General features: G+C 64.1%; 28 protein-coding genes. 12 read left to right on the top strand and 16 right to left on the bottom strand.

The genetic code is table 11. The annotated features are described in order from the left end of the window. The first annotated feature begins 17 nt into the window (after positions 1-17). On the top strand, positions 18-899 hold the full coding sequence (locus ACN9MW_RS12305; protein ID WP_426171051.1) for a PhzF family phenazine biosynthesis protein: 882 nt from the start codon (positions 18-20) through the stop codon (positions 897-899). Here the strand turns inward: ACN9MW_RS12305 and ACN9MW_RS12300 are convergent. The 3 genes from ACN9MW_RS12300 to ACN9MW_RS12290 are packed head-to-tail and all read right to left on the bottom strand — an operon-like array spanning position 886 to position 1,948. Beyond that, on the bottom strand, positions 886-1,101 hold the full coding sequence (locus ACN9MW_RS12300; protein ID WP_426171049.1) for a DUF7661 family protein: 216 nt from the start codon (positions 1,099-1,101) through the stop codon (positions 886-888). The genes ACN9MW_RS12305 and ACN9MW_RS12300 overlap by 14 nt on opposite strands. Beyond that, complete coding sequence (locus ACN9MW_RS12295) at positions 1,102-1,467, bottom strand: hypothetical protein (RefSeq protein WP_426171047.1); 366 nt, start codon at positions 1,465-1,467, stop codon at positions 1,102-1,104. Next, complete coding sequence (locus tag ACN9MW_RS12290; protein ID WP_426171045.1) at positions 1,451-1,948, bottom strand: hypothetical protein; 498 nt, start codon at positions 1,946-1,948, stop codon at positions 1,451-1,453. Before ACN9MW_RS12290 ends, ACN9MW_RS12295 begins: the two co-directional genes overlap by 17 nt. Positions 1,949-1,974: 26 nt before the next feature. Between ACN9MW_RS12290 and ACN9MW_RS12285 the strand changes: the two genes are divergently transcribed. Further along, entirely contained in the window at positions 1,975-2,475 is a 501-nt protein-coding gene (locus ACN9MW_RS12285; RefSeq protein ID WP_426171044.1) for a YgjP-like metallopeptidase domain-containing protein, read from the top strand. Here ACN9MW_RS12285 and ACN9MW_RS12280 read toward each other — a convergent pair. The 3 genes from ACN9MW_RS12280 to ACN9MW_RS12270 are packed head-to-tail and all read right to left on the bottom strand — an operon-like array spanning position 2,472 to position 4,078. Further along, positions 2,472-3,008: a TIGR00730 family Rossman fold protein gene (locus ACN9MW_RS12280; protein WP_426171042.1), complete on the bottom strand. Its 537-nt coding sequence runs from the start codon at positions 3,006-3,008 to the stop codon at positions 2,472-2,474. The genes ACN9MW_RS12285 and ACN9MW_RS12280 overlap by 4 nt on opposite strands. Further along, positions 3,005-3,670 carry a TetR/AcrR family transcriptional regulator gene (locus tag ACN9MW_RS12275; protein ID WP_055934831.1) on the bottom strand — a complete coding sequence of 222 codons (666 nt, stop codon included), beginning with the start codon at positions 3,668-3,670 and terminating at the stop codon, positions 3,005-3,007. Before ACN9MW_RS12275 ends, ACN9MW_RS12280 begins: the two co-directional genes overlap by 4 nt. A 60-nt stretch (positions 3,671-3,730) precedes the next feature. Continuing rightward, entirely contained in the window at positions 3,731-4,078 is a 348-nt protein-coding gene (locus tag ACN9MW_RS12270) for a phasin family protein (RefSeq protein WP_426171040.1), read from the bottom strand. 606 nt (positions 4,079-4,684) lie between these two features. On the opposite strand from ACN9MW_RS12270, the gene ACN9MW_RS12265 reads away from it, so the two are divergent. Continuing rightward, on the top strand, positions 4,685-6,040 hold the full coding sequence (locus ACN9MW_RS12265) for a SagB/ThcOx family dehydrogenase (RefSeq protein WP_426172181.1): 1,356 nt from the start codon (positions 4,685-4,687) through the stop codon (positions 6,038-6,040). Here ACN9MW_RS12265 and ACN9MW_RS12260 read toward each other — a convergent pair. The 6 genes from ACN9MW_RS12260 to ACN9MW_RS12235 all read right to left on the bottom strand — a co-directional run bounded on the left by ACN9MW_RS12260 (position 6,037) and on the right by ACN9MW_RS12235 (position 14,556). After that, complete coding sequence (locus tag ACN9MW_RS12260) at positions 6,037-9,660, bottom strand: EAL domain-containing protein (protein ID WP_426171038.1); 3,624 nt, start codon at positions 9,658-9,660, stop codon at positions 6,037-6,039. The genes ACN9MW_RS12265 and ACN9MW_RS12260 overlap by 4 nt on opposite strands. Positions 9,661-9,695: 35 nt before the next feature. After that, positions 9,696-10,664, bottom strand: a complete 969-nt coding sequence (locus ACN9MW_RS12255; RefSeq protein WP_426171036.1) for a PAS domain-containing sensor histidine kinase — start codon at positions 10,662-10,664, stop codon at positions 9,696-9,698. A 69-nt stretch (positions 10,665-10,733) separates the two neighbouring features. Next, the gene (locus tag ACN9MW_RS12250; protein ID WP_426171034.1) at positions 10,734-11,621 is read right to left on the bottom strand and encodes an esterase/lipase family protein; all 888 of its coding nucleotides are present in this window, start codon (positions 11,619-11,621) and stop codon (positions 10,734-10,736) included. A gap of 3 nt (positions 11,622-11,624) precedes the next feature. Next, positions 11,625-13,232 (bottom strand): GMC family oxidoreductase N-terminal domain-containing protein, encoded by a 1,608-nt coding sequence (locus ACN9MW_RS12245; protein ID WP_426171033.1) that lies wholly within the window; start codon positions 13,230-13,232, stop codon positions 11,625-11,627. Continuing rightward, a complete protein-coding gene (locus ACN9MW_RS12240; protein WP_426171032.1) occupies positions 13,229-13,726 on the bottom strand; it encodes a hypothetical protein in 498 nt (165 codons plus the stop codon). Before ACN9MW_RS12240 ends, ACN9MW_RS12245 begins: the two co-directional genes overlap by 4 nt. Positions 13,727-13,794: 68 nt before the next feature. Further along, a complete protein-coding gene (locus ACN9MW_RS12235; RefSeq protein ID WP_426171030.1) occupies positions 13,795-14,556 on the bottom strand; it encodes an RNA methyltransferase in 762 nt (253 codons plus the stop codon). A gap of 151 nt (positions 14,557-14,707) precedes the next feature. Here ACN9MW_RS12235 and ACN9MW_RS12230 point away from each other — a divergent pair, with 151 nt between their 5' ends. The 7 genes from ACN9MW_RS12230 (at position 14,708) to ACN9MW_RS12200 (ending at position 20,569) form a co-directional block, all read left to right on the top strand. After that, complete coding sequence (locus ACN9MW_RS12230) at positions 14,708-15,490, top strand: inositol monophosphatase family protein (RefSeq protein ID WP_426172179.1); 783 nt, start codon at positions 14,708-14,710, stop codon at positions 15,488-15,490. Positions 15,491-15,636: 146 nt separating this feature from the next. Continuing rightward, a complete protein-coding gene (locus tag ACN9MW_RS12225; protein ID WP_426171028.1) occupies positions 15,637-17,058 on the top strand; it encodes a DEAD/DEAH box helicase in 1,422 nt (473 codons plus the stop codon). 29 nt (positions 17,059-17,087) lie between these two features. After that, positions 17,088-17,870, top strand: coding sequence for a 2-oxo-tetronate isomerase (otnI, locus tag ACN9MW_RS12220; RefSeq protein WP_426171026.1), 783 nt, complete (start codon positions 17,088-17,090; stop codon positions 17,868-17,870). A gap of 72 nt (positions 17,871-17,942) precedes the next feature. Next, a complete protein-coding gene (locus tag ACN9MW_RS12215) occupies positions 17,943-18,767 on the top strand; it encodes a hypothetical protein (protein ID WP_426171025.1) in 825 nt (274 codons plus the stop codon). Then, on the top strand, positions 18,764-19,228 hold the full coding sequence (locus ACN9MW_RS12210) for a hypothetical protein (RefSeq protein WP_426171023.1): 465 nt from the start codon (positions 18,764-18,766) through the stop codon (positions 19,226-19,228). Before ACN9MW_RS12215 ends, ACN9MW_RS12210 begins: the two co-directional genes overlap by 4 nt. 54 nt (positions 19,229-19,282) lie before the next feature. Continuing rightward, positions 19,283-19,660: a TraR/DksA family transcriptional regulator gene (locus tag ACN9MW_RS12205; protein WP_055934865.1), complete on the top strand. Its 378-nt coding sequence runs from the start codon at positions 19,283-19,285 to the stop codon at positions 19,658-19,660. Positions 19,661-19,669: 9 nt separating this feature from the next. Then, the gene (locus tag ACN9MW_RS12200) at positions 19,670-20,569 is read left to right on the top strand and encodes a universal stress protein (RefSeq protein ID WP_426171021.1); all 900 of its coding nucleotides are present in this window, start codon (positions 19,670-19,672) and stop codon (positions 20,567-20,569) included. An 8-nt stretch (positions 20,570-20,577) separates the two neighbouring features. Here the strand turns inward: ACN9MW_RS12200 and ACN9MW_RS12195 are convergent, their stop codons facing one another. Beyond that, on the bottom strand, positions 20,578-20,937 hold the full coding sequence (locus ACN9MW_RS12195; protein WP_426171020.1) for a hypothetical protein: 360 nt from the start codon (positions 20,935-20,937) through the stop codon (positions 20,578-20,580). Positions 20,938-21,103: 166 nt separating this feature from the next. Further along, positions 21,104-21,634, bottom strand: coding sequence for a hypothetical protein (locus tag ACN9MW_RS12190; RefSeq protein ID WP_426171018.1), 531 nt, complete (start codon positions 21,632-21,634; stop codon positions 21,104-21,106). 124 nt (positions 21,635-21,758) lie between these two features. Between ACN9MW_RS12190 and ACN9MW_RS12185 the strand changes: the two genes are divergently transcribed. Together ACN9MW_RS12185 and ACN9MW_RS12180 are read left to right on the top strand one after the other, a co-directional pair. Further along, positions 21,759-23,180, top strand: coding sequence for an ATP-binding protein (locus ACN9MW_RS12185; protein ID WP_426171016.1), 1,422 nt, complete (start codon positions 21,759-21,761; stop codon positions 23,178-23,180). Then, the gene (locus ACN9MW_RS12180; RefSeq protein WP_426171014.1) at positions 23,177-24,439 is read left to right on the top strand and encodes an HD domain-containing phosphohydrolase; all 1,263 of its coding nucleotides are present in this window, start codon (positions 23,177-23,179) and stop codon (positions 24,437-24,439) included. The genes ACN9MW_RS12185 and ACN9MW_RS12180 overlap by 4 nt, the downstream gene beginning before the upstream one ends. Here ACN9MW_RS12180 and ACN9MW_RS12175 read toward each other — a convergent pair. Together ACN9MW_RS12175 and ACN9MW_RS12170 are read right to left on the bottom strand one after the other, a co-directional pair. Next, positions 24,399-25,592, bottom strand: coding sequence for an ATP-binding protein (locus ACN9MW_RS12175; RefSeq protein WP_426171013.1), 1,194 nt, complete (start codon positions 25,590-25,592; stop codon positions 24,399-24,401). The two genes, ACN9MW_RS12180 and ACN9MW_RS12175, sit on opposite strands and share 41 nt — an antisense overlap. An 18-nt stretch (positions 25,593-25,610) precedes the next feature. Beyond that, complete coding sequence (locus ACN9MW_RS12170) at positions 25,611-26,507, bottom strand: zinc-dependent peptidase (RefSeq protein ID WP_426171011.1); 897 nt, start codon at positions 26,505-26,507, stop codon at positions 25,611-25,613. Positions 26,508-26,561: the final 54 nt, after the last annotated feature.

Below are 26,561 nucleotides of genomic sequence, written 5' to 3'. Positions count from 1 at the left end.
CAAATACACTTGAGGCCATGAAAACCGTTCCGCTCAAAACTGTTGACGTCTTCACCAGCACGCCCTTCAAGGGCAACCCGGTCGCTGTCATGCTTGACGCCGCTGGCCTGTCCACGGCGCAGATGCAGCAAATCGCGAATTGGACCAACCTGTCCGAAACCACCTTCGTGTTACCAGTAACCGCCCTTGGCGCCGACTACCACGTGCGGATTTTCACTCCCGGTGGCGAACTGCCTTTCGCCGGGCATCCAACCATTGGCACGGCACACGCCTTGTTGGAAGCCGGCATGGTGACCGCCCGCGATGGCGCGCTAGTCCAGCAGTGCGCCGCTGGACTGGTCCGCTTGACGGTGGAAAGCGCCCCGGACGGCGCCCAATGGATCGCGTTTGACCTGCCCACCCCGACCTGTACCGCGCTCGACGCCGGTCAGGCTGATGAATTGCACGCTATCCTCAACACGCCACTGGCGCAAGGCGCCTCACCTCACCTGGTCGAGGTCGGCGCGCGCTGGGTAGTCGCGCAGTTGCCGAGCGCAGAAGCCGTGTTGGAATGCGCTCCGGATTTTGCGCGGATGAAGGCGCAAGACATCAAAGGCCGCCACACTGGCGTGGTGATCTTCGGTCCGCACGCTGCAGGCGCCGCGACACATATCGAAGTGCGCGCCTTCGCCCCTGCACATGGCATCAATGAAGATCCAGTTTGCGGCAGCGGCAATGGCAGCCTGGCCGCCTACCTGCGCCACACCGGCCAGGCCGACGCCTTTGGCCGCGAATTCCTTGCGTCGCAAGGCGCGCGTGTCGGACGTGCGGGAATATTGAAACTGTCGACCGGCGACAAGCTAATCCGCGTCGGCGGCAACGCCATCACCTGTGTTGACGGAACCATTACGCTACCCTGATCACTTCAGGGTAGGCAGGCCGCGCCTCTTCATGGAAAAGATCGCCGAGGTAAAAGGCCAGGTCGGCCTCCTCGACATCGTGCGGGATGACGAAGTCGGCCGCGCGCCGCTTGCCGTCCGAACCGGGATAGAAAGCAGCCCACTGGCCGCCCTGGCGCTCAATATGGATGCGCGTGCCGAATACATTGAACTTCAACGACATTCAAAGCTCCTCGATGCGTAAAGTGCCCGACTGCAGCGGGCGCACGAGGATATTGTACACATCGATATCGAAGCTCACAGCGGCCGCGCGCGGCTTGTCGACACCAAGATAGCACCAGCGATCGACGATCGCACGCTGGCGCAGTCCCGCCGATTCTTCGACGATTGCCACCGCGCCAGCGAACGGCCAGCGTGTCACGCGCAACGGTTCCAGCGCCTGGCGTACCCGTGCCGCGTGATCGGCTGCAGGCTCTTCGCCAGTGCAAGCGCCCTTGCAGCGCGCCACCTGCCGCGCAAAACACGGCCGCCCCGGAACGCCCTTCTCAAGCCCCGTCGCCACCGGGCACAGGCTACGTGCATGAACCACGTCGCGCAGCGTTTCGATGGCCGCCTTTTTGCTGCCAAACAGTCCATATAGCTGGCCGGCCAGCGCAAAGTCCACTTCCCGTGCAAAGACGATCTCGGGATGGTCGCCCCCCCATGCTGATCGAGCACATTTCGCGCAGCCTGCGCAGCTTGGAATTGAAGACCGGCTGGTGCCGTTTGACCAGTTCCGATTCGCGCAGCAAAGCGCCAATCTCGCCGCCGGTGCGCTCGAAGTCGATCGTGGCGGCGCGCGCCAGCATCTGCATTTCCTCCGTCGTTCGCATGTGCGACAGCACCCGTGTGCGGATATTGACGCTCTTGCCGATGTAGACCGGCTTGCCGGCCGCATCGCGAAAGATGTAAATACCCGGCAGCGACGGCAAGGCATCGATGCATTCTCTGGGGATGTGGGCGGGATAGCTGAAGTTCAATACGGGGTCGCTGACCACCAGCAGTCCCACCGAATTGACGTGGGTGCGCATGCGGCCATGATACCATTCGCCCCGCCATGAAATACCTCAGCGCTTACTCAGAACAGACACTTTCGCAGGTCCGCCAGGTAATGGACCAGGGCCGCCTTGGCGAAGTACTGCTGCAACGTTATCCGAAAGCCCACGATATCCGCAATGACCGTGCGCTGTACGACTACGTCCAGGATCTTCGCAACGAATTCCTGCGCAATGCGGCCCCGATTGACAAAGTGGCTTTCGACAGCAAGATCCACGTGATCAACCACGCGCTCGGCCTGCACACCTCCGTGTCACGCGTCCAGGGCGGCAAGCTGAAAGCCAAGCACGAAATCCGCGTCGCGACGATGTTCAGGGAAGTGCCGCTGGAATTCCTGCGCATGATCGCAGTGCACGAACTGGCCCACGTAAAAGAAAAGCAACACGACAAGGCGTTCTACAAGCTGTGCACGTATATGGAGCCGAACTACCACCAATACGAGTTCGACACCCGCCTGTACCTGACCCACCTCGATGCGTCCGGCAAGAAGCTCTGGCCTTAGCCGCGCAGGCTTTGCACCAGGGCCGTCGGCGAGGCGTTCACACGCACCATGGCCGCGTGCTGGGGCTTGATGAATCCCTGGTCGCGGGCGTGCTCGATGAAGCCGACCAGCTTGTCGTAGAAACCATCGACGTTCAGCAGGCCAACCGGCTTGCTGTGGATGCCGAGCTGCGACCAGGTCAGCATCTCGAACAGTTCTTCCAGCGTGCCCATGCCGCCCGGCATGGCGATAAAGCCATCCGACAACTGCGCCATCATGGCTTTGCGCTCGTGCATATCCTTGACGATGAACTGGCGCGTCAGGCCGTTATGGCCTACTTCGCGCTCGACCAGGGCGGTCGGGATCACGCCGGTCACTTCGCCGCCAAGGCGCAGCACTTCGTCGGCAATCACGCCCATCAAGCCCACATTGCCGCCGCCATACACCAGCGCCAGGTTCTGCTCCACCAGGGCTGCGGCCAGCGCACGCGCCTGTTCGGCGTAACGAGGGGAGGCGCCGGCATTGGCGCCGCAATATACGCAAATCGATTTCATTTGAGCTTCTTCAGGTATTCTTCGGACAGTTTCTGGAACAGCAGGCTGGTTTCGCCGCGCAGGTAAGGGCCGATCTGGGACAGCACCTGGTAGCAGCCGCGCGCCAGTGCATCCGCCATCGATTGCTGTTCGGAGTATTTGCGCGGGTTGCGCACGTATTCGTAGGATAGCCAATACGTCGCCACTACCACCATATTCACCGACATCGCGTCGATCGCCATGTCGCTGGCTTCCAGCGAGCCTTCGCTGCGCAGGTCCAGGCACAGATTGCGCGCCACCTTGATCTTGTGGGCCAGCAGTTCCTTGAACTCCAGCTCCAGCTTGCGGTTGCGCGACAGCAGGTCGTTCAGGTCGCGGTAGAAGAAGCGGTAACGCCAGATCAGCTCGAACATCAAGTGCAGGTACAGCCACACGTCCTCCACGTTTGAGCGGCGGCCGCTAGGCACCTGCAGCATGCGCTCCGCTTCAGCCTTGAACTGGACGAAGATGGAGTTGACGATGTCGTCCTTGTTCCTGAAATGGTAATAGAGGTTCCCCGGGGAGATATTCATCTCCTCGGCAATGACGGTGGTCGTGATATTGGGCTCGCCGAACTCGTTAAACAAGCGCAGCGAGAGTTCCAGGATGCGTTCGCGGGTTCGTCTTGGCGCTTTTTGTAGCATAACAGGGGGGGCTCTATTGTTTCCCCTGCAAGGATATCACTATTAGAAGTTTTCCAGAAGTTACGCTTTTTTCGTTGTGGCCTTTTTGACGGGCTTTTTCACCAAAGCCTTCAATTCTTCGACCTGCCGGCTCAGTTCATCCATCCGGTCGATCAGGGCGTTGATGTCCTGCCGCATTGGCACGCCAATCGAGTCCAGCGCCCGCGTCACCCGCTCCTCGAACACTCTTTCCAGCGAATTGACGGTTTCGCGCACATGGACGGCGCGGTCGCCTTCGACGGCTCGGGCACGTTTTTGCAGGTCGGTGAAGGCCCCCAGCCCCGCCTTCCAGATCTCCTGTGCCGATTCGCGTACTGCCTTGGTCAGCCGTTCTTCGCTTTCCTCAAACGATTTCGTCTTTTTACCCATGGCGGCGGCTCCTGTATTTATTCTGCTGCCATTGTAAGTCGCGCTCTCTAGAACGGGGCTTCTAATGCGGTCTACAATGCCCGCATGGGGCCGAAAATCCTGTGGGTGCTGCTGCCGTTGGCGGTGTACGCCGCCCTGCTCGCGCTGGCATGGCGCGGGAAAGCACCGTCGCGCCTTGCGCTCAATATGCATAGCAGCCTGCTGCTAATGGCCTACCTTCTCTGCACTGCCGGCCTGGGATTGTTCTGGGTCGCCAACCAGCAGCTTCCCGTGTTCGATTGGCATTACCTGTTCGGCTATGCGACGCTGCTCCTGGTGTCGCTGCATCTGTTCTTCAATTTGCCGACGGCCCTGCGCTGGCTGCGGCAGCGGCATGGCTCGCCGCCAGCGCCGCACCGGCCTGCCGGCGCCAGGGCGTGGCGCGGCAGCGTGCTGATCGCCGGTATCGCGGGGGCTTTGGTGCTGGCCTTTGCGCTTGGTGCGCATTGGGGCGCGCGCGGCGTACCGCCCCCGGTTGGCGTGACGGATGCGCGCGGCGACACTCTCGCGGCTGCCATTGCGACGGTGCTGCGCTATCACGAAGCGTCATCGTCTTCGCGCAGCGGCATGTTGCGCCGCGCTCCCGCGGTCGATTGGGGCGCACAACGGCCTCCCTTCAAAAGCTATCCGGCCTCGCCACATATCGCCTTGCCTCGCGCCGTACCGGACGATGCCGACTCTCGCAGTCTGGGCGCCATGCTGCGCGGCCCGGCAGCGCCGCACCCAGGGCAGGCTCTCGACCTTGCGGCCGTTGGGCAGTTACTGCACCTGACTGCAGGCGTCACCGCCAGGCGCGGAGGACTTGCATTGCGCGCCGCGCCCTCTTCCGGCGCCCTGTTCCCTGCCGAGCTTTACCTGGTTGCCAGGCGTGTCAATGGCTTGCAACCGGGGCTTTACCATTTTGATCCCGACCAGCATCGGCTGGCGTGGCTTGGCGGACTTCGTTCCGGGCTGCTTGCAGTCGAGGCGGATTTGCTGATGGTGGTGTCGGCTGTCTTCCAGAGGACCGGTTACAAGTATCGCGATCGCGCTTACCGCTATGTCGCAGCCGACCTGGGGCACCTGCTGGAAAATGCCCGGCTGGCGGGACATTATGTTGGCGTGCACGCAGTCCTTCTCGAACAATTCGACGAAACGGCCCTGGCGTCGCTGTTCGGATTGGATGGCGTGCAGGAAGGCGTGATTGCGATGGCGGCTTTTTCACGTCCGGCTGCGGCCGCGCCGGGCAGGCCGGTGGCCCAACTGCTGCCTCCCGGCAGTGCCGATTCTGCTCCAGGGGCCAGCCTCGGCATGACCGGCGAAATCCATGCCGCCACCTCGGCGGCCAACAGCGGCACGCCCGCGCGCGAACTGCGTGCGGACGGACTGGTCGCACTGCCGCCAGGCGATGCGGCGCCAATGGACCTGGCCCGGACAATCCTACAACGCCGCAGCCAGCGCCGCTTCTCGGAACAGCCGGTCCAGCTCCAGCAACTGGCATCGATATTGGCAGACATGGCGCAGGCACCGCTCTTGTCAGGCGCCTTGCATGCAGACCTGGTGGTGAATCGCGTAGCTGGACTAAGGCCCGGCGTCTATCGCTACCTGCCAACGCGGCATGCGCTGCAGCCAGTGCAGCTTGGCGACTTCGCGGCACAGGCCCGCAATGCAGCGCTGGACCAGGACGTCATCGGCGACGCCGCCGTCGTCCTCATCCTCTCCGCCGAAAGCGCCCGGGCGCTGGAAAACGGCGCCCGCGGCTACCGCATGGCCTTACTGGAAGCAGGCCTGATGAGCGAGCGCTGGCTGCTGGGGGCCGTCGCCAGGGGACTGGGCGCCTGCCCCGTCGGCCCGTTCTACGACGACGAGGCGGCGGCGCTGGTCAAGGCGGAGAAAGGCCGCTGGGTCCTGCACTTCGCCGCCCTCGGCCAGGCGGCCGATTAATTGAGGTATTGCGGCGCCCTGACTTGCGAATGCAGCCGGAAGCCTTCGCGGATATTCTCGCGCAACACCGCCCCCTTCCACGGCTTGGTGTAGAAGCGGTCAATCGCCCCGTGGTTGATGGCAGCCATGATCGGCGTCAGGTCTGCATAGGCCGACAGCATGATGCGGAACGTATCCGGCGCCAGGTTCTTGACCCGCTCCATGAACTCGGTCCCGGTCATCATCGGCATGCACTGGTCGCACAGGATCACCTGCACGCGGTGCCGCGCCAGCACGTCGAAGCCTTCCGCCGCGGTCTGGGCGGTCAGGATCCGGTAGCCGTCCTGTGCCAGGAAGTCACTCAGCACATCGAGCATGAAGGCATCGTCATCGACAATCAGCAAGGTTTGCTGGTCGACGATGCTTTCGTCGGTTGGCGTCTGCAGGTGGCGCCCTTCGCGCAGCATCTGCACGAAGTCGGCCTCGGGCAAGGGGCGGCTGAAGTAATAGCCCTGCATTTCGTCGCAGTCGTGGCGCCGCAGGTAGGACAGTTGCGCATCCTTCTCCACGCCCTCCGCAATCACTTTCAATTTCAGGCTGTGGGCCATATTGATGATGGCCAGCACGATCGCCGCATCGTCCGGATTGCTGGTTACCTCGCGCACGAAAGCGATGTCGATCTTCAGCTTGTCGATCGGGAAGCGTTTCAGGTAAGCCAGCGACGAGTAGCCGGTGCCGAAATCGTCGATCGAAATCTTCACGCCCAGCGCCTTCAGGTTTTGCAGGACCGTGATGGTTTCCTCGGCATTGGACATCAGCGAGCTTTCGGTCAGCTCCAGCTCCAGCAGTTCCGGCGAGATATCGTTCTCCTTGATCGCCCGCATCACCTCTTCTTCCAGGCCGCCGACGAAGAACTGTATCCCGGATACGTTGACCGACAAATGCACGGGGCCGACATCTCCTTTCGCCCACTCGGCAATCTTGCGGCAGGATTCATGCATCACCCAGCTCCCGACTCGCACGATCAGGCCGGTTTCCTCCAGCAGCGGGATGAACAGCGCCGGCGACACCAGCCCGTGGCCTGGCCGCTCCCAGCGCAGCAGCACTTCGGCGCCGCTGATGCGGCCAGAGGCAATATGCACCTTGGGCTGGTAGTACAGCCTGAATTCATTGTTGTCGATGGCGCGCCGCAGCGCATTTTCCATGTCCAGCCGCGCCAGCGATTGCGCATTCATCTCCGCGGTGAAGAAGCGGAAGGCGTCTCGGCCCGCCTCCTTGGCGCGGTACATCGCCGTATCGGCGTACTGGATCAAGGTATCGGGATCGCTGCCATCTTCCGGGAAAACGGAAATGCCGATGCTGGCGGTGACCGTCACCTCGTGGCCCTTCAGGTCGAAGGGCTGGCGCATCGCCTCGCGGATCTTGTCGACTACCGCGATGGCGTTCTGCGCACCTTCCGGCAGCATCAGGATCGCCGCGAACTCGTCGCCCCCGAAACGCCCGATGGTGTCGCGCACGCGCAGGCACTCCACCAGTCGGCTGGAGAACTGCCGCAGCAGCTCGTCGCCGATGGTGTGGCCCAGCGTGTCGTTGATGTTCTTGAAGCGGTCCATGTCGAGGAACAGTACCGCCAGCGCCCAGTTATGCTCGGCCGCCTGTTTCAGCGACAGCGTCAGGGAATCGTAGAACTGGCTGCGGTTCGGCAGGCCGGTCAGGGTATCGAAATGGGCCAGCTTGAGCAGGCGGCGCTCCGCCTCCTTGCGCTCCGTGATGTCGCGCGCAACGGCCACCAGGATCCAGTTCTGGCCCGAGCGCAGCGTGCGGCGCTGCACTTCCACGGACAGCGGCGAACCATCCTTGCATTCAAGCAGCAACTCGGCCATCGCCCCGCTCTGGTCGCCCGCCAGCAGCTTGTCGTACAGGTCCTGCAAAGGCTGCAAGCCGGGAACCAGCTCACGATCCGGCCCAACCTTCAGGAATTCCTCGCGCGCGAAACCCAGCATGCGGCAGGCTGTCACATTGACGTCGATGAAACAGGAATTGGCGCGGTCGACCAGGAAGATCGCATCGGCCGTCGCGTCCATGGCAAGCCGGAAGCGGCGCAGGTCTTCGTCAAGCCGGATGCGCGCGTTCATGTCCAGCTGGAGCTGGGCGTGGTGGCGGCTGATTTCCTCGTACAGCAGCAGGTTTTCGTAGGCGACTGAAATCTGCGCCGCCACCGTCACCGCCACCCGTTCATCGACTTCGTTGAATTCGTCGGCGCCCAGCTTGTCCACCAGGTAAAGCCAGCCGTGCACGCGTTCGCGCGAGGCAATCGGCACGCCAAGGAAGGAATGCACCTGCGGGTGCCCGGCCGGCAGCCCGATCTCACGCGGATCGCCGCCCAGGCGGCTCATGCGCACCGGCTGGCGTTGCTGCAGCAGGCTGTCAAGGATGCCGGCGCGCGGCTGGCCCGCCACGACCTGGGCCTGTTCGCCTACGCCGCAGGATGCAAAATAGCTGGTCTCCTGCGCATCCTGTTCCAGCACGCCGATGCAGGCGAAGCGCGACACGCAAATATTCTGGGCCACGCGCACGCCGATTTCAATCAGGCCTTGCGCATCGCGCTCGGCGCCGAGCTCGATCCCCAGCTCGATCAGGGCCGTCAGGCGCAAGCTGACAGCCTGCAGGCTGGAGAGGGAACGCGACAGGCGCTCGGTCATCTGGTTCAGGTGTTCCGGCTCGCCTTCATGCGTCTCGCCGTTGTTGGCGATGCGCGTAATGCCCTGGCTGCTCGACTCCAGTTCGTCGATGTATTCCGCCACCTTGTGCTCGATATCGAACAGGCGGCCCTGGCTGGGCGGCTCCGGTGCAAATGCCGGCAGCGCCTCGCCCTGCTCCGCCATGCCCAGGGCCTGGTGCACCGTCTTCAGGATCACGTCCGGGTCGGACGGCTTGGGCAGCACCCAGCGCACGCCGCACGCTTCCGCCACCGCCATCGCCTCGCGCTCGCGGTAGGTCGCGGTATAGAAAATGATCGGCACGTCAGCCAGTTCCGGCTTGCTGCGGATGCGGTTGACGAACTCATAGCCATCCATGTTCGGCATCAGGATGTCGGAAATGACCAGGTCCGGCCGCTCCGCTTCCATCACCTTCAAGCCTTCCATGCCGCTGGACGCTTCCAGCAGGCGGTGGCCGCTGTAGCCCAGCAGCGTCATCAGGAATTCGCGGTTCAGTACATGATCGTCGACGATCAGGATCGTCGCGATGTCGTTCTCATCCCGGGGCGACATCTCCCCCGGCAAAAAAGACTCGATTTGCGAGACGAAGGTGTCAGGTTCGATCGGCTTGCCGATATAGCCGTCAAAGCCGGCAGCGAGCAGCTTTTCGCGGTCGCCGACCATGGCCAGCGCGGTCACGGCCAGCGCGGGAATGTCTTTCAGTTCCGGGTCTTGTTTCAGTTGCGCCACCACGCCGTAGCCATCGAGCTTGGGCAGGTGCACATCGCAGATGATCAGGTCGGGCACTTCGCGGCGCGCCACTTCCACGCCTTCCTCTCCGTTGTGGGCCAGGAGCGGCTGATAGCCGAAGGCACGGAGCAGGTACACCATCAGCTCCATATTCGTAGGGTTGTCTTCGATAATCAGGATGCGTGCTGACATTGGTACTCCTGTCAATGTATCGCCTCTAGTATCCGCTATTCCAGCGGCAATGTGAGCACAAATATGCTGCCATTGCCAGGTTTGTCGAAATGCCGGACCGAGCCGTTCAACAGTGCCGCCAGTTTCTGGCTCAGGCGAATGCCCAGTTGTTGCATGATGTCTTCCGTGACGCCGGTACCGGTGTCGCTGACACTGACCTGCACCACGGGCTTGCCCCCGGCCACGCTGCGTTCCAGGGCGATACTGACTTCGCCACGTTCGGTAAATTTGATCGCGTTAGTCAACAGGCTGCCCAGGATCTGCTGCAAGGCGCGGCGGTCGGTGCGCAGCATCACGGCTTGCGCCGGCGCGCGGAAATGCAGCACCAGCCCTTTCTGCTTTGCCTGCGGGCGGAACGCCATCGCCAGCTCTTCGACAACGGCACGGCAGTTCAGCGGCTCGGCGTTCAACTCCACCTTGCCCGACCCGATCTTGGCAAAGTCCAGCAGGTCGTTGATCAGGGCGAGCAGGTGGCGCGCGCTGGCTTGCACGGTACGCAGCTGCTTCTCCTGATCCGCATTCAAGGGACCCGGAAGCTGCATCAGCAACGTGCCTGTGAAACCGATGATGGCATTCAGCGGCGTGCGCAATTCATGCGACATGCTGCCCAGGAAGCGCTCCTTGGCCTGGCTGGCCTTTGCCAGTTCGCTGATATCACGTACGGAATGGACTTGCAGCCTGCTGGCGCCGGCGCCCAGCTGGCTGCTGCGCACGTCGGCCGCGAACCTGTCCCCGCCCTTGCGCGCCCCCCAGGCTTCCGGCCCCTTGGGCAGCACGGCTTCCAGGGCCATGCCGCGCATTTCCCCCGGCAGGTAGTCGAACAGGTCTTCCGCGCGGCAGTTGGCCAGCACGATGCGGCCAGATTCGTTGGCCACCACGATAGCATCCGGCATGGATTCGAGCAGGCTGCCAAAGCACTCTTCGGCCTCCAGGGTTTCTTCGAGCTTGCCGTAGTCTGTCGCCATCGTCCCGCTTTCTTATTGAAACCAACCAGGGTCAAAATTGCAGCGTTTCTTGCTTGGCCTCAAGACAGTCTAAGTGATACCCAAAATCTCCGCAAGAATGTGGCTTGCGATCGCTGGATGGCGGCCCATGCCGACATGGCCGATTCCATGCAGTGCGATATTGCGGGCGCCGGGCAGGTGGCAGGAATCCTGCGGCGCGATGATGTTGTCGTGCCAGGAGTAGATGGAGGTGAACAGGCCGCGCCGGTTGCGGTCGGCGGCATCCAGCTGCGCCAGCCATTCGGCATTGCGCTGCATCTGGCGCGCGTTGTGGCCCGGCCCAAGGTGCGCCAGGTCGGTGCCGTGGTGCGGCGTAGCCAGCGTGATGATGCGCGCCACATGCGCGGCGCCGAAGCGGCGCAGCCAGGCGCGCGCCACCAGCCCGCCCATGCTGTGCGCCACGATGATGACCTTCCCGCTGCCGCTGGCAGCCAGCAGCGCCTGCACGCCCTGCTCCAGCTGCACGGCAAAGTCTTCGATATCGCCGAACACCGGTTCCAGATCCACGGTGGCATGACTGTAGCCGCGCTCTTCCAGCTGCTCGGCCAGGTGGACCCAGAAGCCGCCGTTGGCGCCATAGCCGTGCACCAGCAGCACCGGCAAGCCGCGCGGCGTCCTTGCAATATGCATGCTCGGCTGGTGGCGCAACATATGCCAAGACGTCACGGCCATGGTGGACGCATACTCGTGAAAGAACAGTTGCAAGCGTTGCAGCAGGCCCAGGTGCGCCTCTTCCGGCAGCGGCCGCAGCGTCATGCGGAAATTGTTGGCCGTGATCGCCAGGCGTACCAATAGCACAACAATCACCGCCAGCAGCAGCGCCACATCGGCCGGCACCAGGCGCGATAACGCCCATGCGATGACGATCGCAACGGCCACTTGCGTGGCCATGATCATCAGCAGCATGCGTTTTACCATTGGTCAGGCCTTCCTTGCCAGGCGCTCGGCCAGGCCGCTTGCCAGCCGGGCCGCGACGCCATAGATCGACAGCTGCGGATTGGCGCCGATCGAGGTCGGGAACAGCGAGCCGTCGTGCACCGACAGGTTGCCGATGCCGCGATACAGCCCGTCCGGCGCCACGACGCCGGTGGCGGCATCGCCCGTCATCGCGCAACCGCCCATGACGTGGGCCGAGACGACGCGCGTCAGCAGCTTTTGCATCGGCAGCACGGCAATGGCCTGGCGCGCCTCATCCCAGTTCTTGTAGGGCTGACGCACCAGTTCGTGCACCGGGCCTACCCCGTCGGCGCCGGCGGCGAACTGGATTTCCGCCATGGTCAGCAAGGCGCGGCGCGCGCCTTCCCAGAAGTAAGGCGTCAACGGATAGTCCAGGCGCGGCGAGCCGTCGCTGTGCAGCGTCACGCGGCCGCCGGCCGCTTCCGGATGGAAGCCGTCGCGCAGCAGCGCCAGCATGCCCTGCACGTTGGCAAAGCGCTTCATCAGGTTGGCATGGGACGGGCCGTAGCCCGCCAGCGTGGTCGCGCCCAGCACCGGATGCAGCGGCGCGACTTCCAGCTTGTAGCCCATGGGGCCGTCCAGCGCCTGGGTATGCAGGAAATGGTCGGAATAGACGGTCTGCGGCGCGCCGTTGAAGGCTTCCACCGCTTGCGGGTACAGCCCCATCGACACCACCACCGGATGCAGGAAGGTGCGCTGGCCAAGCAGCTGCTGCGGATCGGGCGCATCGGAGCGCAGCAGCAGCGCCGGCGAGTTGATGGCGCCGCCCGCGACCACGAAATGGCGCGCCTTGAGCGTCAGGCGGCGGCCCGTCGGTTCCATGCCATCCGCAGTCAGCGCCGCGCACTCGAGCGAGGTGGCATGGCCGCCCGCCAGCGTGAAGCGCTCGGCGCGGGCACGCGTCAGCAGCACGGCGCCTTTTTCCAGCGCGGACGGAATGGTCGTCACCAGCATCGACTGCTTGGCATTGGTCGGGCAGCCCATGCCGCAATAGCCCAGGTTCCAGCAGCCGTTGACGTTGCGCCGGATCAGGGCGGTCTTGATGCCCAGCTTGTCGGCGCCGGTGCGCAGCAAGTCATTGTTGGCGTTCGGCGGGGTCGGCCAGTCGCTGATGTGCAGGCGCTCTTCCATTTTCTGGAACCAGGGCGCCATGCCTTCCACACTATAGTCGCGCAGGCCGTATTTCGACTGCCACCAGCCCAGCGTGTCGGCCGGCGTGCGGAAGCTGGATGTCCAGTTGACCACCGTGGTGCCGCCGACGGTGCGGCCCTGCAGGATGTTGATCGCCTTGTCGGCGGTCTTGCGGGCGGCGGAATCCTGGTAAAGGGAAGGATAGGCATCGGCCTCGCGCATCTTGAAATCCTTCGACGATTTCAGCGCGCCCTCTTCCACCATCAGCACTTTCAGGCCGGCTTGCGCCAGGATTTCCGCAGTCACGCCGCCGCCCGCGCCCGTGCCGACCACGACCACGTCGGCGTCGAAGCTGCGGTCCTGCTGCAAGGTGGAGGCATCGATGACTTGCCAGCCGGCGGCGATGCCGGCCTGGATCGGATCTGGAATCGGGCTGCTCATGCGCTCAACTCCTTCATCGGGCCGGAATAGGCGATGGCCGCCCAGGTCGACGATTCGGCATACCAGGCGCCGAGCACCAGGTCATGCAAGCCATGGTAGGCCGTCTGCAGCATCTCGGTGCGATGGGTGCGCCACCCCTCCAGGAAGGCCGCCACCTGCTCGGGGCTTGCCTCCGGCCAGGCCGGCACGCCAGCCAGCAGGCGGCGCGTGGGTGCCATGTTCAGCAAGCCGAACAGGTCACTGATTTCCTTCTGCACGCGCAGCGGCAGCCCATTGATGGCCGCGCCGACGCGGTCGATTGCCGCCTGCAGCGCTGCCGCGTCGGGCGCGACGCCGGTAATGGCCGGAATCAGCGCCGCCAGCATGGTGCGGCCCTCGGCATCGAGCGCAAAACGCTCGGCCACGGCCGGACGGAGTTGCCGGTACACGGCCCCGCCGGCGACCAGCGCCAGGCCGCCCAGCAGCCCAGCCTTCAAGAATGATCTGCGTTGCATCTAGTCCCCTCTTAATAGTTATAGGGGGATTCTAAGGACGCCGCTGCGCCCCGACTAGAGAAAGACCTCTAATCCCTGCGGCTGCGCACCTGCATCTGGCGCGCAATGCCGCGCAGGATATTGACTTCTTCCGTTTCCAGCCCGGCGCGCGCAAACATGCGCTTCAGGCGGGGCATCAGCTTGCGCGGATTGCTGGCGTCGAGAAAGCCGACCTCGACCAGCGCCTGCTCCAGGTGCTCGTACATGCCGTCGATCTGGGCCGCGCTGGCCGCTTCGCCGTGGAAACCGACCGGGCTGGCCGCACGCTGCCCGTCGAGCGCCGCCATGCGGCATTCATACACCAGGACCTGGGCCGCTTGCGCCAGGTTGAGCGAGGAATAGTCGGGATTGGCCGGGATATTCACCAGCACATTGCAAGGTTCGACAATCTCATTCGGCAGGCCAAAGCGCTCATTGCCGAAGATCAGGGCCGCGTTCAGCTCCGCCCCGGCCGCCAGCTGGCCGGCAAATTCACGCGGCGTCACCACCGGCGGCGAAAACTCGCGCAGCCGCGCCGACACGGCCGCCGTGAAGTTGATCCCTTCCAGCGCTTCGGCCATGCTGCCCACCACCCGCGCCGACGACAGGATATCCTGCGCGCCGGAGGCAAAGGCCACCGCTTCCTCATGCTCGCAGGCCCCTTCGAAGCGCGGATTGACCAGCACCAGGTCGGAAAAACCCATGGTTTTCATGGCGCGCGCCACCGATCCGATATTGCCGGGGCGGCTGGTTTCCACCAGGACGACCCGGAGGCGGTGGAAGGCGGAAGGTGCGGTTTCGGTCTGCTTCATTTACAATAGCGGGATTCTGCGTTGGGCCGCATTTTACTCTGCCCGCACAACGCGCCGCTCTTTTTCAATCTTGTCATCATTTCCGCTGCCGGAAGCGCGAAGCGTTTCCGTGGGCGGCAATGTCTATTTTACGGAAGCTAGTATGCACCCAATGCTGAATACGGCCATCAAGGCCGCGCGCCGTGGCGCCGCTGTGATCAACCGCGCATCCTTCGACCTGGATCGCGTGAACGTAACTGAAAAACAACACAATGACTTCGTCACTGATGTTGACCAGGCCGCCGAACAGGCCATCATCGAAGTGCTGCTGAAAGCCTATCCCGACCACGCCATCTTCGCCGAAGAATCCGGCGTGACCGGCACCGTCAATGACGAGAGCGAATACGTGTGGATCATCGATCCACTGGACGGCACCACCAACTTCATGCACGGCTTCCCACAGTACTGCATCTCTATCGCCCTGCAGCAAAAAGGCGTCGTGACCCAGGCCGTGGTCTACGACCCGGTACACAACGACCTGTTCACCGCCACCAAGGGCGCTGGCGCCTACCTCAACGAAAAGCGCATCCGCGTCAACAAGCTCGACCGTATCAGCGGCGCCCTGCTCGCTTCCGGCTACAAGCCAGGCAGCCCGGCCGCCATCGCTGAATTCGCCAAGATGTTCACCATCATGGCCGAGCGCTCGCACGGCATCCGCCGCGCCGGCTCCGCCGCCCTGGACCTGGCCTACGTCGCTTGCGGCCGCCTGGATGGCTACTACGAAAAGAACCTCAAGCCATGGGACATCGCGGCCGGCGCCCTGCTGGTGACCGAAGCGGGCGGCATCGCCGGCGAGTTCAACGGCGAATCGAACTATATGAACACCGGCCACATCATCGCGGCCTCGCCAAAGGTGTTCGGCCAGATGGTTGGCCTGCTGGCAGAATTTGCATAAAAACAAGCCCAAAACCGCCACAAACGAGGCCCTGCGGGGCCTCTTTTGTTATTGCCGTGCGTCAATGAATCGGACTTGCTGCTATACTCCGCACAGGGCCGACGTTTCCGTATGGCAATAATTTCCACATAATTTATATAATAACTATGAACTTTTCCGATCTCGGCTTGTCCGATGCCATTCTGCGCGCGGTCGCCGAAACCGGCTATACAGCCCCAACCCCGATCCAGGGCCAGGCCATTCCTGCCGTACTGAATGGCGGCGACCTGCTGGCAGGCGCCCAGACCGGTACCGGCAAGACTGCCGGCTTCACGCTGCCCGTTCTGCACCGCCTGTCCACCGACGCTTTCGGCAGCAAACTGGTCAACAATACTTCGCCGCGCCCGATCCGCGCCCTGATCCTGACCCCGACCCGCGAACTGGCGGCACAGGTGGAGGAAAGCGTCAAGACTTACGGTAAATACACCAAGCTGAATTCGGCCGTGATTTTCGGCGGCGTCAGCATCAACCCGCAGATCAAGCTGCTCAAGCACGGCGTCGACATCCTGGTGGCCACGCCAGGCCGCCTGCTGGACCACATGGGCCAGGGCACCGTCAACCTCGACAAGATCGAGATCCTGATCCTGGACGAAGCCGACCGCATGCTGGACATGGGCTTCATCCGCGATATCCGCAAAGTGCTGGCCGCCCTGCCGCCGAAGCGCCAGAACCTGCTGTTCTCGGCCACCTTCTCCGACGAGATCAAGGCCCTGGCCGACGGCCTGCTGGACAACCCGAAGACCATCGAAGTGGCGCGCCGCAATTCGACGGTGGAAATCATCTCGCAGAAGATCCATCCGGTCGACCGCGACAAGAAGCACCCGATGCTGTCGCACCTGATCCGCACCCACGCCTGGACCCAGGTACTGGTCTTCACCCGCACCAAGCACGGCGCCAACAAGCTGGTCGAGCAACTGGGCAAGGACGGCGTGAAAGCCATGGCGATCCACGGCAACAAGAGCCAGACCGCGCGTACCCGCGCGCTGGCCGAGTTCAAGGATGGCACGCTGCAATGCCTGGTCGCCACCGATATCGCCGCGCGCGGCATCGACATCGACCAGTTGCCGCACGTGGTCAACTATGACCTGCCGAACGTGCCGGAAGATTATGTGCACCGCATCGGCCGCACCGGCCGCGCCGGCGCCAAGGGCGAAGCAGTGTCCCTGGTGTGCGTGGACGAACACGTCATGCTGCGCGATATCGAACGCCTGATCAAGGTCACGCTGCCGCGCGAAATCATCCCGGGCTTCGAGCCGGACCCGAACGCCAAGGCGCAGCCGATCCAGCTGCGCAGCGGTGTCGGCCGCCATACGAATCGCCCCCCACGCCCTGGCGGCAACGGCAATGGCGGAAACGGCGGCGGCAACCGCAGCCAGAATGGCCAGGGCAAGCCACGCGTGGCTGCCAGCGGCAACGGCGGCGCCCCGCGCGCAGCAGCCCCGGCCGGCATCCGCCGCGACGCCCGTCCAGGCGGCAGCCCAAGCGGCTCGCGCCCATCCAACGCCCCGCGCAACCGCCCTCCACGCTGAACCAGGCCAGGCCCGCTATAATCGCGGGCATGCCACAGTTCGCTGCCAACCTGTCCATGCTGTTCACCGAAGCGCCCTTCATCGAGCGCTTCGGGCTGGCGCATGCGGCAGGCTTCAAGGGCGTGGAATTCCTTTTCCCCTACGCCTTCGATTCCGACGACATCAAGGAACGCTTGCAGCGCCACCAGCTGCAACTGGTGCTGCACAACCTGCCGCCCGGCGACTGGCAAGCGGGCGAGCGCGGCATGGCTTGTGATCCGCGCCGCTTCGAGGAATTCCAGGATAGCGTCGGCCTCGCCCTGGAATACGCGAGGGAGCTGGACACGCCGCGCGTGCATTGCATGGCCGGTATCCTGCCCGGCGGCCTGGCGCCGGAACGTGCACGCGAGGCGTATATCCGCGCCTTGCAATACGCCGCCGACCAGTTCGCGCCGCATGGCATTGAGGTGCTGATCGAGCCGATCAACCATTTCGACATTCCCGGCTATTTCCTGAACCACAGCCGCCAGGCGCTCGAGACCCTGGCCGACGCCGCGCGCCCCAACCTGTTCCTGCAGTACGACATTTACCACATGCAGCGCATGGAGGGCGAGCTGGCCAACACCATCCGCGCCTGCCTGCCCCATATCCGCCACATGCAACTGGCCGACACGCCGGGCCGCCATGAACCGGGCACGGGCGAGATCAACTATCCTTTCCTGTTCAGCCTGCTCGACGAGCTCGGCTACCGGGGCTGGATCGGCTGCGAGTACCTGCCTGGCGCGCGCACCGAAGACAGCCTGGCCTGGGCCACGCCCTACCTGCGCGCCTGACCTTTGCGCTGGCGCAAACGCGCCCGCTGCGCCGAGGTGCAAGATGGTCTCTGCCGCCCGAGGAGACCCGCCATGAAACGCTACCTGTGCATCCTGTTGTGCCTGCTACTGGCCGCCTGCGCCAGCAATCCGCGCCTGCGGGAGGTGCGCGCCCTTGCCGACGACGCGCCCAAGCTGGCCGGATTCAACGACCTGAGCCAACGCTTCCGCGATACCTTCCAGCGCGAGCAGCCCTACCTCAGCGCCGCAGCCGTCCAGCGCGAGGAAGCGATCGACCGCAAGCGCCACGACGCCTATCCCGATTTCATCGCCCTGCACAGCGCCGCCACCACCTACCTGCGTGCCCTGGGCGCCCTGGCCAGCGGCGACACCTTCCATTACGGCGACCAGGTCAAGCAAATGTCGCAAAGCATCAAGGCCTGGCCCGAAACCGGCCTGAGCGACCGCCATGTCAACGCCTATGCCGGCCTGGTGCGCCTGCTGCTGCGCAGCGCCACGGCACGCGAACAGGACCAGGCCGTGCAAGCCATGCTGCGCGAAGGGTACGAGCCGCTGCAAGGCACGCTTGACGCCATGCACACCCTGCTGCGTTACTTCAACAAGAACCACGACAACGAGCAGCGCATCGTGCTCGGCATGCTGGCGGTGGAAATTCCCTATGCCGACGCGCCGCGCGACCGCCTGCTGGCCGCCCTGGCCCGCGCGCACCAGCAGGAAAAGTTGAAGGAATACCGCCTGCTCGGCCTGCGCCACACGCTGGCGGCGCAAAACATCGATGCCATCCGCGAACGCCACGCCGCCCTGTACCGCGGCCTCGACCCGCTGCCTGCGACCGACACCGCCGGCAGCGCATCGTCCGCCATCCCGCCTGCCACCGCCCAAGGAGCCCAGCCATGAGCCTGACCGCCGCCCTGCCGCACGACCTGGAAACGCTGGCCGACAGCCTGTCCGCCAGCGCCGACGAACTGCACGAGCGCATCATGCGCGGCATCCGCCAGCAGCAACGGCTGGAGGGCAACAACGGCAAGGGCGCAGGCGCGCCGCTGACGCACGGCGCGGCCCAGGCCCTGTTCGAAAACGAAGTGGCGCTGCGCCAGCAGGCCAACAGCCTGTACGTCGATGCCGCCAGCCATTCGCTGGAAGGCATGGGCGTCACCCTGCCCGAACTGCTGCGGCTGGCCAGCGAAGCACGCGAAACCATCCGCCGCATCGAGCGCGTCAAGGAACTGGCCGGCATCAGCGCCGACTTGCTGGCCGTGGCGGCAGCGATTGCCGCGGCCCGGCCCGAACACCTGGCAGCGCCGCTGGAGAGCCTGAAAAAACAGCTGGCCGCACGCCATGCACGCGAGAGTGCGTAATTAACGCAGCAGGCATACAATGGTCTTCCGAACAATGAATTCGTGGAGACCGCCATGGGCCTGTCGCCGGATCAGCTTGCATCATTGCAAGCCGCGCTGGAGCAACGCAAGCTAGCACTTTTGCAGCAGCTTGCCGGCCGCATGGACGGCGAGCTGGCGCGCGTCCCGGCGGTGGAGGAAATCGAAACCTCGCCGGCAGACAGCGCCAGCAATCGCACCCTCAACCAGCTCGAACTGGAAGCCGACGAACACAAGCAGGCACAGCTCAGCAGTATCCGCCACGCCCTGGCCAAGATCGACGAAGGCAGCTACGGCTTGTGCGACAATTGCGGCAATGAGATCCCCTTCTCGCGCCTGAATGCGCGGCCCGAAGCACCGCTGTGCATCGCGTGCCAGACGCGGCTGGAGAAAGCGACGGCGGCCCTGCGCTGAGAAAAAGCCATGGCCTACAAAACTATCCTGGTGCACGTCGATGAAGCGCCCCATAGCGCAGCGCGCATCCTGCTGGCCGGCGAACTGGCGCTGCAGGAAGGCGCCCACGTCATCGGCGTCGCCACCACCGGCATTTCGCGCTTCCTGTACCAGAACGAAACGGTGGACGACAACGATCCCAATCTGGCACGCCACCTCGACATCCTGCGCGAGCGGGCCAGCCATGCGCTGGCCGACTTCGCGCCGCGCCTGCAGGCGCTGGGCGTGCAATCGTTCGAACAGCGCATCCTCGACGATGAACCGGCCGCCGGCCTGAGCCTGATGGCGCGCCATGCCGACCTGGTGATCGTCGGCCAGCTCGCGCCGAACGGGCGCGGTCCCGACGTGCCGGCCGAAGTGCTGGCCGGCAGCGGCAAGCCGGTGCTGGTCATGCCCTTTGCCGCCCGCACCTCGTCTGCCATTGCCGTCAGCAGCGATGGCGTGGCCAGCCCGGGCGGCCCGGCGCCGGCGCGCCACATCCTGGTCGGCTGGAATGCCAGCCGCGAAGCCGGGCGCGCACTGCAGGATGCGCTGCCCCTGCTGCGCCGCGCCGACCGCGTGACGGTGGCGATTGTCGATGCCGAGGCGCGTCCCGGCGTCTTCGGCGATCCGCCCGGCACCGACGTGCTGGCCTGGCTGGAGCGGCACGGCGTGATGGCGAAACTGGTGCTGGCCCAGAGCGAACGCCTGGGCCTGCTGAAGCGCCCCGGCAACGTGGGCGAACAGCTGCTGGCCCTGGCCGGCGAGCGCGATTGCGACTTACTGGTGATGGGGGCGTACGGCCATTCGCGCTTCCGCGAAACGCTGCTGGGCGGCGTCACGCGCAACGTGCTCGACGCGATGACGCTGCCGCTGCTGATGTCGCATTGAGCGCGCCATCATCCCTCGGAGAGCCAGGCCTGGCTGCGAATCTTGGCGACCTGGCGCAGCGCCAGCCACTTCCAGATTTGCAATGCATCTTCCTGCTTGCAGCTCATATGGCGCGGCGTGGCGAGCGCAATTTCGCAATCGCGGTCCGACCACTCCTCGTAGCGTACGGCGCCGTCCTGGCCGACTTCGACCTGGTACATCAGGCCGTCGTCATAGCCGAACTTCAGGGTGGCGCTGCCGGGAATGCCATCGGGGCCGTGGATCTTGCCGCCGTACACATCCGACAGTGCCGCCACCAGTTGGGCTTCGGTCGGCGCCGAAATATCGCGGCGATCCGGCCGCGAAAGGACTACCCATGCCTGTGTCATTGGCCCTCTCCCCCTCAGAACAAAGCGATAGCTCTTGTGGCAGATGATGTACTGGACGGCACGCCGTGGTCATGATCCACGTCTAGTTCGCTGCTTTTATTGTAGCAACTATCATACCGAAAATTACTTTTCGCACAGGGGGCGTTTGCATTCCGCAACAGGGCGCTCAAACAAATTGTGGGACTGACAAGGGATCAAAATCCTTCCAGTCGCCGTTCTCGATAATGCCTTGGGCGCGCTCGATTTTTTCCGCGCCCTGCTGGCGCATCAGCTCGATCGCCCGCGCCTCTTGCCCGCCGTCGACTGCCACGGCAACCATCATGCCGGAGCGGCGTGGCGGCGGCCCCGATTCGTTCTTCTCCTTCAGTTCGGAAAAGCTGTACAGCGAGCCCACGTGGGCGCCGACCAGGCCGCCCAGCACCGGGCCCAGCGGCCCGGTCAAGGGAATGGTGGCCGCCCCTGCCGCGGCGCCGATGGCCGCGCCGGTCACTTCGCCCTTGGCCACCGCCTCCGGGGTTTGCTGCGCGCCCGGCGACTCGGGGCGGTCGCCGCCGGTCGGAATCACATTGTGCTGCCCGGGCGGGTTGTTGAAGAAGGTCGATACGCTGCCGGCAGCGAAACCGGCAGCCTTGAACGCTTCGCATACCTCGAGCGCGGTTTCCTGCAACTGGAAATGTCCTGCAATGATGGTGGCCATGGCGGTTCCTCCCAAAAGCCCTAGCCTGCCCAAGCCTGGCCTTTATGACTGTTAGCTATCGCACGCGCACCTTTTCTATTTCCCGCCGTATAATCAGACCGTCCACACCAGATGCCACTTTGACATGAGCAGCTTCCACGTCGAAAGGTCTGTCGAACGCGCCCTGTCCGAATTGCTGGACGGTCACCCCGTTGCGACCTTCGTCATCGATACCGACCACGTCATCACCCACTGGAACAAGGCCTGCGAACACCTGCTGGGCTGGGGCACGCACGAAATGGTGGGCACCCGCCAGCACTGGCAAGCTTTCTATACCAAGCCGCGCCCCCTGCTGGCCGACCTGATCGTCGATAACATCGATCCGGCCACCGACCGCAATTTCCGCGACAAATACAAGCCGTCTTCGCTGATCGACGGCGCCTACGAGGAAGAGGACTTCTTCCCCAACCTCGGCGCGGCCGGGCATTGGCTGCAATCGACGGCAGCGCCGCTGCGCGGGCATGACGGCAAGCTGGTCGGCGCAATCCAGAGCCTGCGCGACGTGACCGAGCGGCGCGTGGCGGAAAACGCCCTGCGCCGCGCGCACGACAACCTGGAGCAGACCGTGCGCCAGCGCACCGCCCAATTGGCCGAAGACATCCGCCAGCGCCAGAGCGCCGAAGAGGAGCTGCGGCGCCGCAATATCGAACTGACCGAGCTCAATGAAACCCTGAGTCGCACCCAGCAGCAGCTGGTGCAGTCCGACAAGCTGGCCTCCATTGGCCAGCTGGCGGCCGGGGTGGCGCACGAAATCAATAATCCGATCGGCTACATCTTTTCCAATTTCGGCACCCTGCAAAGTTACCTGGACAGCCTGTTCTCCATGCTCGACGCCTATCAGGAAGCCGAGGCGGCGATCGTGGATCCGGCCGTCGCGGCCCGGCTGCGCGCCATGCGCGACCAGGTGGAGCTGGGCTTCCTGCGCACCGATATCCCGACCCTGATGCAGGAATCGAAGGAAGGCATCGTGCGCGTGCGCCATATCGTGCAAGACCTGAAGGACTTCTCGCGCGTCGACAGCCAGCAGGAATGGGTCTGGGCCGACCTGCGCCAGGGCATCGACTCCACCCTCAACATCGTCAGCAACGAAATCAAGTACAAGGCCGACGTGGTGCGCGAATACGCCGAAATCCCCGACATCGAATGCCTGCCGCTGCAAATCAACCAGGTGGTGATGAACCTGCTGGTCAACGCCGCCCACGCCATCGGTTCCATGCGCGGCCGCATCGAGATCCGCACCGGCTGCGACGGCGATCACGTCTGGTTCAGCGTCTCCGACAACGGCGCCGGCATCGCGCCGGAAAACCTGGGCCGCATCTTCGACCCCTTCTTCACCACCAAGGAAGTCGGCAAGGGAACCGGCCTGGGCTTGTCCCTGTCCTACGGCATCGTGCAAAAGCACCACGGCCGGATCGAGGTCGATTCTGCCCTCGGCCAGGGCACCACTTTCCGCGTCACCCTACCCAAGAAGCGACCTCCCAACGAGCAGAAGGAAGCCACCCCATGATGACCATCCTGTGTGTCGACGACGAGCCGAACATCCTCTCTTCCCTGCGCCGCCTGTTCCGCGGCAAAGGCTACGAGGTGCTGACGGCCATCAGCGGCGCGCAGGGGCTCGAGCTGCTGGCGCAGCAGCCGGTCGACCTGGTGATCTCGGACATGCGCATGCCGGAAATGGACGGCGCGCGTTTCCTGGCCCAGGTGCGCGAGCGCTGGCCCAATACCGTGCGCCTGCTGCTGACCGGTTATTCCGACGTGCAGTCGATCCAGGACGCCATCAACTGCGGCGAGATCTACCGCTACATCACCAAGCCCTGGGACGACAACGACATCCTGCTGATCGTGCGCCACGCGCTGGAACGCCACCAGCTCGAGCTGGAAAAGCAGCGCCTGGAAGCGTTGACCCTGAAGCAGAACGAGGAACTGAAGTCGCTCAACGCCGGCCTGGAGCAAAAGGTCGAGGAACGTACGCGCCAGCTCAAGGCCAACTTCCTGACCACGATCAAGATCCTGTCGAGCATCGCCGAAGCGCGCGGCACCGGCCAGACCGGCCAGACGCGCCAGGTGGCCGACCTGGCGCGCAAGATGGCGACCCAGCTCAAGCTCGACATGAACGAGGTGCAGGATATCTTCATCGCCGCCCTGCTGCACGACCTTGGCCGCATCGGCTTTTCCGACGAGATGCTGCGCACCCCGATGACCATGCTGCACGGCGCCGACCTGGCGCTGTTCCGCAAGCATCCTGTTTCCGGCGCGCAGTTGCTGATGCCGCTGACCGACATGGCCGGCGTCGCCGCCATCGTGCGGCACCAGATGGAGCGCTTCGACGGCCAGGGCTTCCCGGACCGGCTGGCGGGCTTTGCGATCCCGATCGGCTCGCGCATCCTGACGCTGGCGATCGATTACTTCAACCTGCAGCAAGGCGCCCTGGTGCAGCGCCACCTGAAGCCGGAAGAAGCCAAGTCGCTGGTCATGGATGGCAGCGGCAAGCGCTATGACCCGCAAGTGGTGCAAGCCTTCCGCCAGGTGGTCGACGGCGGCGTGCGCGGCGTGGCGGAAAGCACCGACGTCGAATTGCTGTCGGGCGAACTGGTGCCCGGCATGGTGCTCGCGCGTGACGTCGTCAGCCGCGATGGCCTGATGCTGCTGGCCTCCGACCACGTGCTCAATGAGCGCATGATCCAGCAGTTGCAGGACTTCGAGAAAAAGAGCGGCCACCGCCTGCCTATCTGGGTTCAGCGGAGCGCAGTGGCAGGACCACGGTAAATGCCGAGCCTTTGCCGGGCTCGGAGATCACATTGATGCGGCCGCCGTGCTTGTTGACGGCGCCGTAAGCCAGGTAGAGCCCCAGCCCGGTGCCGCTGCCCACCGGCTTGGTGGTGAAGAAGGGATCGAAAATACGGCCCAGATTCTCGGGCGGGATGCCGACGCCGTTGTCCTGGATCCGCACATGCACGGCCTCGCGGTCGGCGCTGGTGACGATGCGGATGATGCCTTCGCCGGGGATGGCCTGGATGGCATTCATGAGGATGTTGCGGAATACCTGGTTCAACTGGCCCGGCAAGCCGCGCACCAGCGGCAGCTTGCCATAATGCCTGTCCACCTTGGCCTTGAAGCGCAGCTCATTGGCCAGCGCATGGAGCGTGCTCTCCAGACCCTCATGCAGGTCGGTCTGCTGCCACTGGCTGTCGCCGGCTTCCGAGAAGTCTTTCAGCGCCTGCACGATGTCGCGCACGCGGCGCAGGCCATCCATCGACTCGCGCAGCAAGGCTTCCGTATCTTCCTTCATGAACTCGAAATCGGCCGCGCTGCGCTGCTCCGCCGTGGTGCTGTGCTCGACCAGTTCGAACAGGGTGTCGGCATAGCTTTTCAGGGTGCCGATATTGGAGGTGACAAAACCGACCGGGTTATTGATTTCGTGCGCCACGCCCGCCGCCAGCTGGCCGATCGAGGCCATGTTCTGGGCCTGCACCAGGGTCTCTTCCATTTGCTTGCGGTCGGTAATGTCCGTCAGCGAGCCAATCACCTCCAGCGGCGCGCCCTGCTCGTCGCGAATCAGGCGCAACTGGTCATGCATCCACAGGTAGCGGCCATCGGCGGTACGGAAACGGTATTCGTAGGCCTTCTCGCCTTCGGTAAAGATCTGCGCCAGGCTGGAGAAGATGTTCGGCGCATCGTCGGGGTGGATATGGTCGAACCAGAAATTGGGGTCGGCCACCATGTCTTCCGGCCGGTAGCCCAGCACGTTGAGCGCGTTGGCGCTGACGAAGGTCATCTTGAAGTCGCCGCTTGGCACGGTGCTGTAGATGATGGCCGGGGTATTGTCGACCAGGTATTTCAGGCGCTGCAGCGGATCGGCCGGTTCGCTGGCGCGGGCCGGCGCTTCGCTGGTGATGAAATCGAAGTCTTCGAATTCCATGGGCGCCTTTGAGTCTCCTTACCAGTCGGCCCAGGCGAACGACCGCACAGGCATTGGCATCGACAGGAAGGCTGGTTCGGGCGCTGGCGGCGGCGGTGCGGCCAACCAGTCGCGCGGATCGACCCGGTAATACTTTTGCAGCTCGCCATACAAGGCGGCATGGCGCTCGGCCAGTTGCCACGGCCGCGTGAAGAAGGTTTCCGTCGCCACGGCAAAGAACTCGGCAGGACTGGTCGCACCGTAATGGTCCAGCACGCTATCCTGCCGGCCCAGCCAGGCAGCATGGCGCAAGTTGGCGTAGTCGCGCGACAGCACTTCCGACCAGCTGCGATAGCTGTCCGGGCTGCCAAGATAGGGTGCGCCGTTATTGCTGCCCGATTCGCTGTCGAGCTGGTGGGCGAACTCATGCAGCACGACGTTGTTTCCGCCCTGCCAATCCAGCGTGCCGCGCGCGACATCGTCCCAGGACAGCACGATGCGGCCATCGCTCCAGGATTCACCCAGCATCTGCCGGCGCGCCGGCGTGATCACGCCGCCCGCCCCCACTTCGTCGCGGTTGGCGACAAAGGCGCCCGGATAGACCAGGATGGTGTGCAAGGCGCTGTAGACCTTGCTCGGCTTGTTCAGCAACAGCAGGCAAGCCTGGGCGGCGATGGTGATGCGCATCTCTTCGCTCACCTCGAGGCCGGCGCAACCGACGAATTTTTTCTGGTGCAGGAATTGCACCACCATGCGCTGCAACTGGCGCTGCAAGTCCGGCGCCAGTTGGCGGTAGAAAGGCATGCTGCGCTCGAGCATAGCCTGCTCGGCGGCTGCCAGCGGCCGGGCCAGCGCCCGCCGCAAGGTCCAGCGTGGATACACGATCGGCGCCGCGATGCCCAGCGCCGTCAAGATAAGCAAAACCCAAGCGTCCATGATGCCGTCCATAACAGAACTCGTTCCGCCACAGATGGGGCTGGTCAATGGCAT

The organism is Pseudoduganella sp. R-34 (assembly GCF_049904655.1).
Lineage (GTDB): Bacteria > Pseudomonadota > Gammaproteobacteria > Burkholderiales > Burkholderiaceae_D > Rugamonas.
This window is presented reverse-complemented; position numbering and strand designations above follow the sequence as displayed.

What these genes read in the sequence shown, in the direction of transcription:
- ACN9MW_RS12305 (WP_426171051.1), top strand. Translation starts at nt 18, where the DNA reads ATGAAAACCGTTCCGCTCAAAACTGTTGACGTCTTCACCAGCACGCCC.
- ACN9MW_RS12300 (WP_426171049.1), bottom strand. Translation starts at nt 1,101, where the DNA reads ATGTCGTTGAAGTTCAATGTATTCGGCACGCGCATCCATATTGAGCGC.
- ACN9MW_RS12290 (WP_426171045.1), bottom strand. Translation starts at nt 1,948, where the DNA reads ATGCGCACCCACGTCAATTCGGTGGGACTGCTGGTGGTCAGCGACCCC.
- ACN9MW_RS12285 (WP_426171044.1), top strand. Translation starts at nt 1,975, where the DNA reads ATGAAATACCTCAGCGCTTACTCAGAACAGACACTTTCGCAGGTCCGC.
- ACN9MW_RS12280 (WP_426171042.1), bottom strand. Translation starts at nt 3,008, where the DNA reads ATGAAATCGATTTGCGTATATTGCGGCGCCAATGCCGGCGCCTCCCCT.
- ACN9MW_RS12275 (WP_055934831.1), bottom strand. Translation starts at nt 3,670, where the DNA reads ATGCTACAAAAAGCGCCAAGACGAACCCGCGAACGCATCCTGGAACTC.
- ACN9MW_RS12270 (WP_426171040.1), bottom strand. Translation starts at nt 4,078, where the DNA reads ATGGGTAAAAAGACGAAATCGTTTGAGGAAAGCGAAGAACGGCTGACC.
- ACN9MW_RS12265 (WP_426172181.1), top strand. Translation starts at nt 4,685, where the DNA reads ATGTTGCGCCGCGCTCCCGCGGTCGATTGGGGCGCACAACGGCCTCCC.
- ACN9MW_RS12260 (WP_426171038.1), bottom strand. Translation starts at nt 9,660, where the DNA reads ATGTCAGCACGCATCCTGATTATCGAAGACAACCCTACGAATATGGAG.
- ACN9MW_RS12255 (WP_426171036.1), bottom strand. Translation starts at nt 10,664, where the DNA reads ATGGCGACAGACTACGGCAAGCTCGAAGAAACCCTGGAGGCCGAAGAG.
- ACN9MW_RS12250 (WP_426171034.1), bottom strand. Translation starts at nt 11,621, where the DNA reads ATGGTAAAACGCATGCTGCTGATGATCATGGCCACGCAAGTGGCCGTT.
- ACN9MW_RS12245 (WP_426171033.1), bottom strand. Translation starts at nt 13,232, where the DNA reads ATGAGCAGCCCGATTCCAGATCCGATCCAGGCCGGCATCGCCGCCGGC.
- ACN9MW_RS12240 (WP_426171032.1), bottom strand. Translation starts at nt 13,726, where the DNA reads ATGCAACGCAGATCATTCTTGAAGGCTGGGCTGCTGGGCGGCCTGGCG.
- ACN9MW_RS12235 (WP_426171030.1), bottom strand. Translation starts at nt 14,556, where the DNA reads ATGAAGCAGACCGAAACCGCACCTTCCGCCTTCCACCGCCTCCGGGTC.
- ACN9MW_RS12230 (WP_426172179.1), top strand. Translation starts at nt 14,708, where the DNA reads ATGCTGAATACGGCCATCAAGGCCGCGCGCCGTGGCGCCGCTGTGATC.
- ACN9MW_RS12225 (WP_426171028.1), top strand. Translation starts at nt 15,637, where the DNA reads ATGAACTTTTCCGATCTCGGCTTGTCCGATGCCATTCTGCGCGCGGTC.
- otnI (WP_426171026.1), top strand. Translation starts at nt 17,088, where the DNA reads ATGCCACAGTTCGCTGCCAACCTGTCCATGCTGTTCACCGAAGCGCCC.
- ACN9MW_RS12215 (WP_426171025.1), top strand. Translation starts at nt 17,943, where the DNA reads ATGAAACGCTACCTGTGCATCCTGTTGTGCCTGCTACTGGCCGCCTGC.
- ACN9MW_RS12210 (WP_426171023.1), top strand. Translation starts at nt 18,764, where the DNA reads ATGAGCCTGACCGCCGCCCTGCCGCACGACCTGGAAACGCTGGCCGAC.
- ACN9MW_RS12205 (WP_055934865.1), top strand. Translation starts at nt 19,283, where the DNA reads ATGGGCCTGTCGCCGGATCAGCTTGCATCATTGCAAGCCGCGCTGGAG.
- ACN9MW_RS12200 (WP_426171021.1), top strand. Translation starts at nt 19,670, where the DNA reads ATGGCCTACAAAACTATCCTGGTGCACGTCGATGAAGCGCCCCATAGC.
- ACN9MW_RS12195 (WP_426171020.1), bottom strand. Translation starts at nt 20,937, where the DNA reads ATGACACAGGCATGGGTAGTCCTTTCGCGGCCGGATCGCCGCGATATT.
- ACN9MW_RS12190 (WP_426171018.1), bottom strand. Translation starts at nt 21,634, where the DNA reads ATGGCCACCATCATTGCAGGACATTTCCAGTTGCAGGAAACCGCGCTC.
- ACN9MW_RS12185 (WP_426171016.1), top strand. Translation starts at nt 21,759, where the DNA reads ATGAGCAGCTTCCACGTCGAAAGGTCTGTCGAACGCGCCCTGTCCGAA.
- ACN9MW_RS12180 (WP_426171014.1), top strand. Translation starts at nt 23,177, where the DNA reads ATGATGACCATCCTGTGTGTCGACGACGAGCCGAACATCCTCTCTTCC.
- ACN9MW_RS12175 (WP_426171013.1), bottom strand. Translation starts at nt 25,592, where the DNA reads ATGGAATTCGAAGACTTCGATTTCATCACCAGCGAAGCGCCGGCCCGC.
- ACN9MW_RS12170 (WP_426171011.1), bottom strand. Translation starts at nt 26,507, where the DNA reads ATGGACGCTTGGGTTTTGCTTATCTTGACGGCGCTGGGCATCGCGGCG.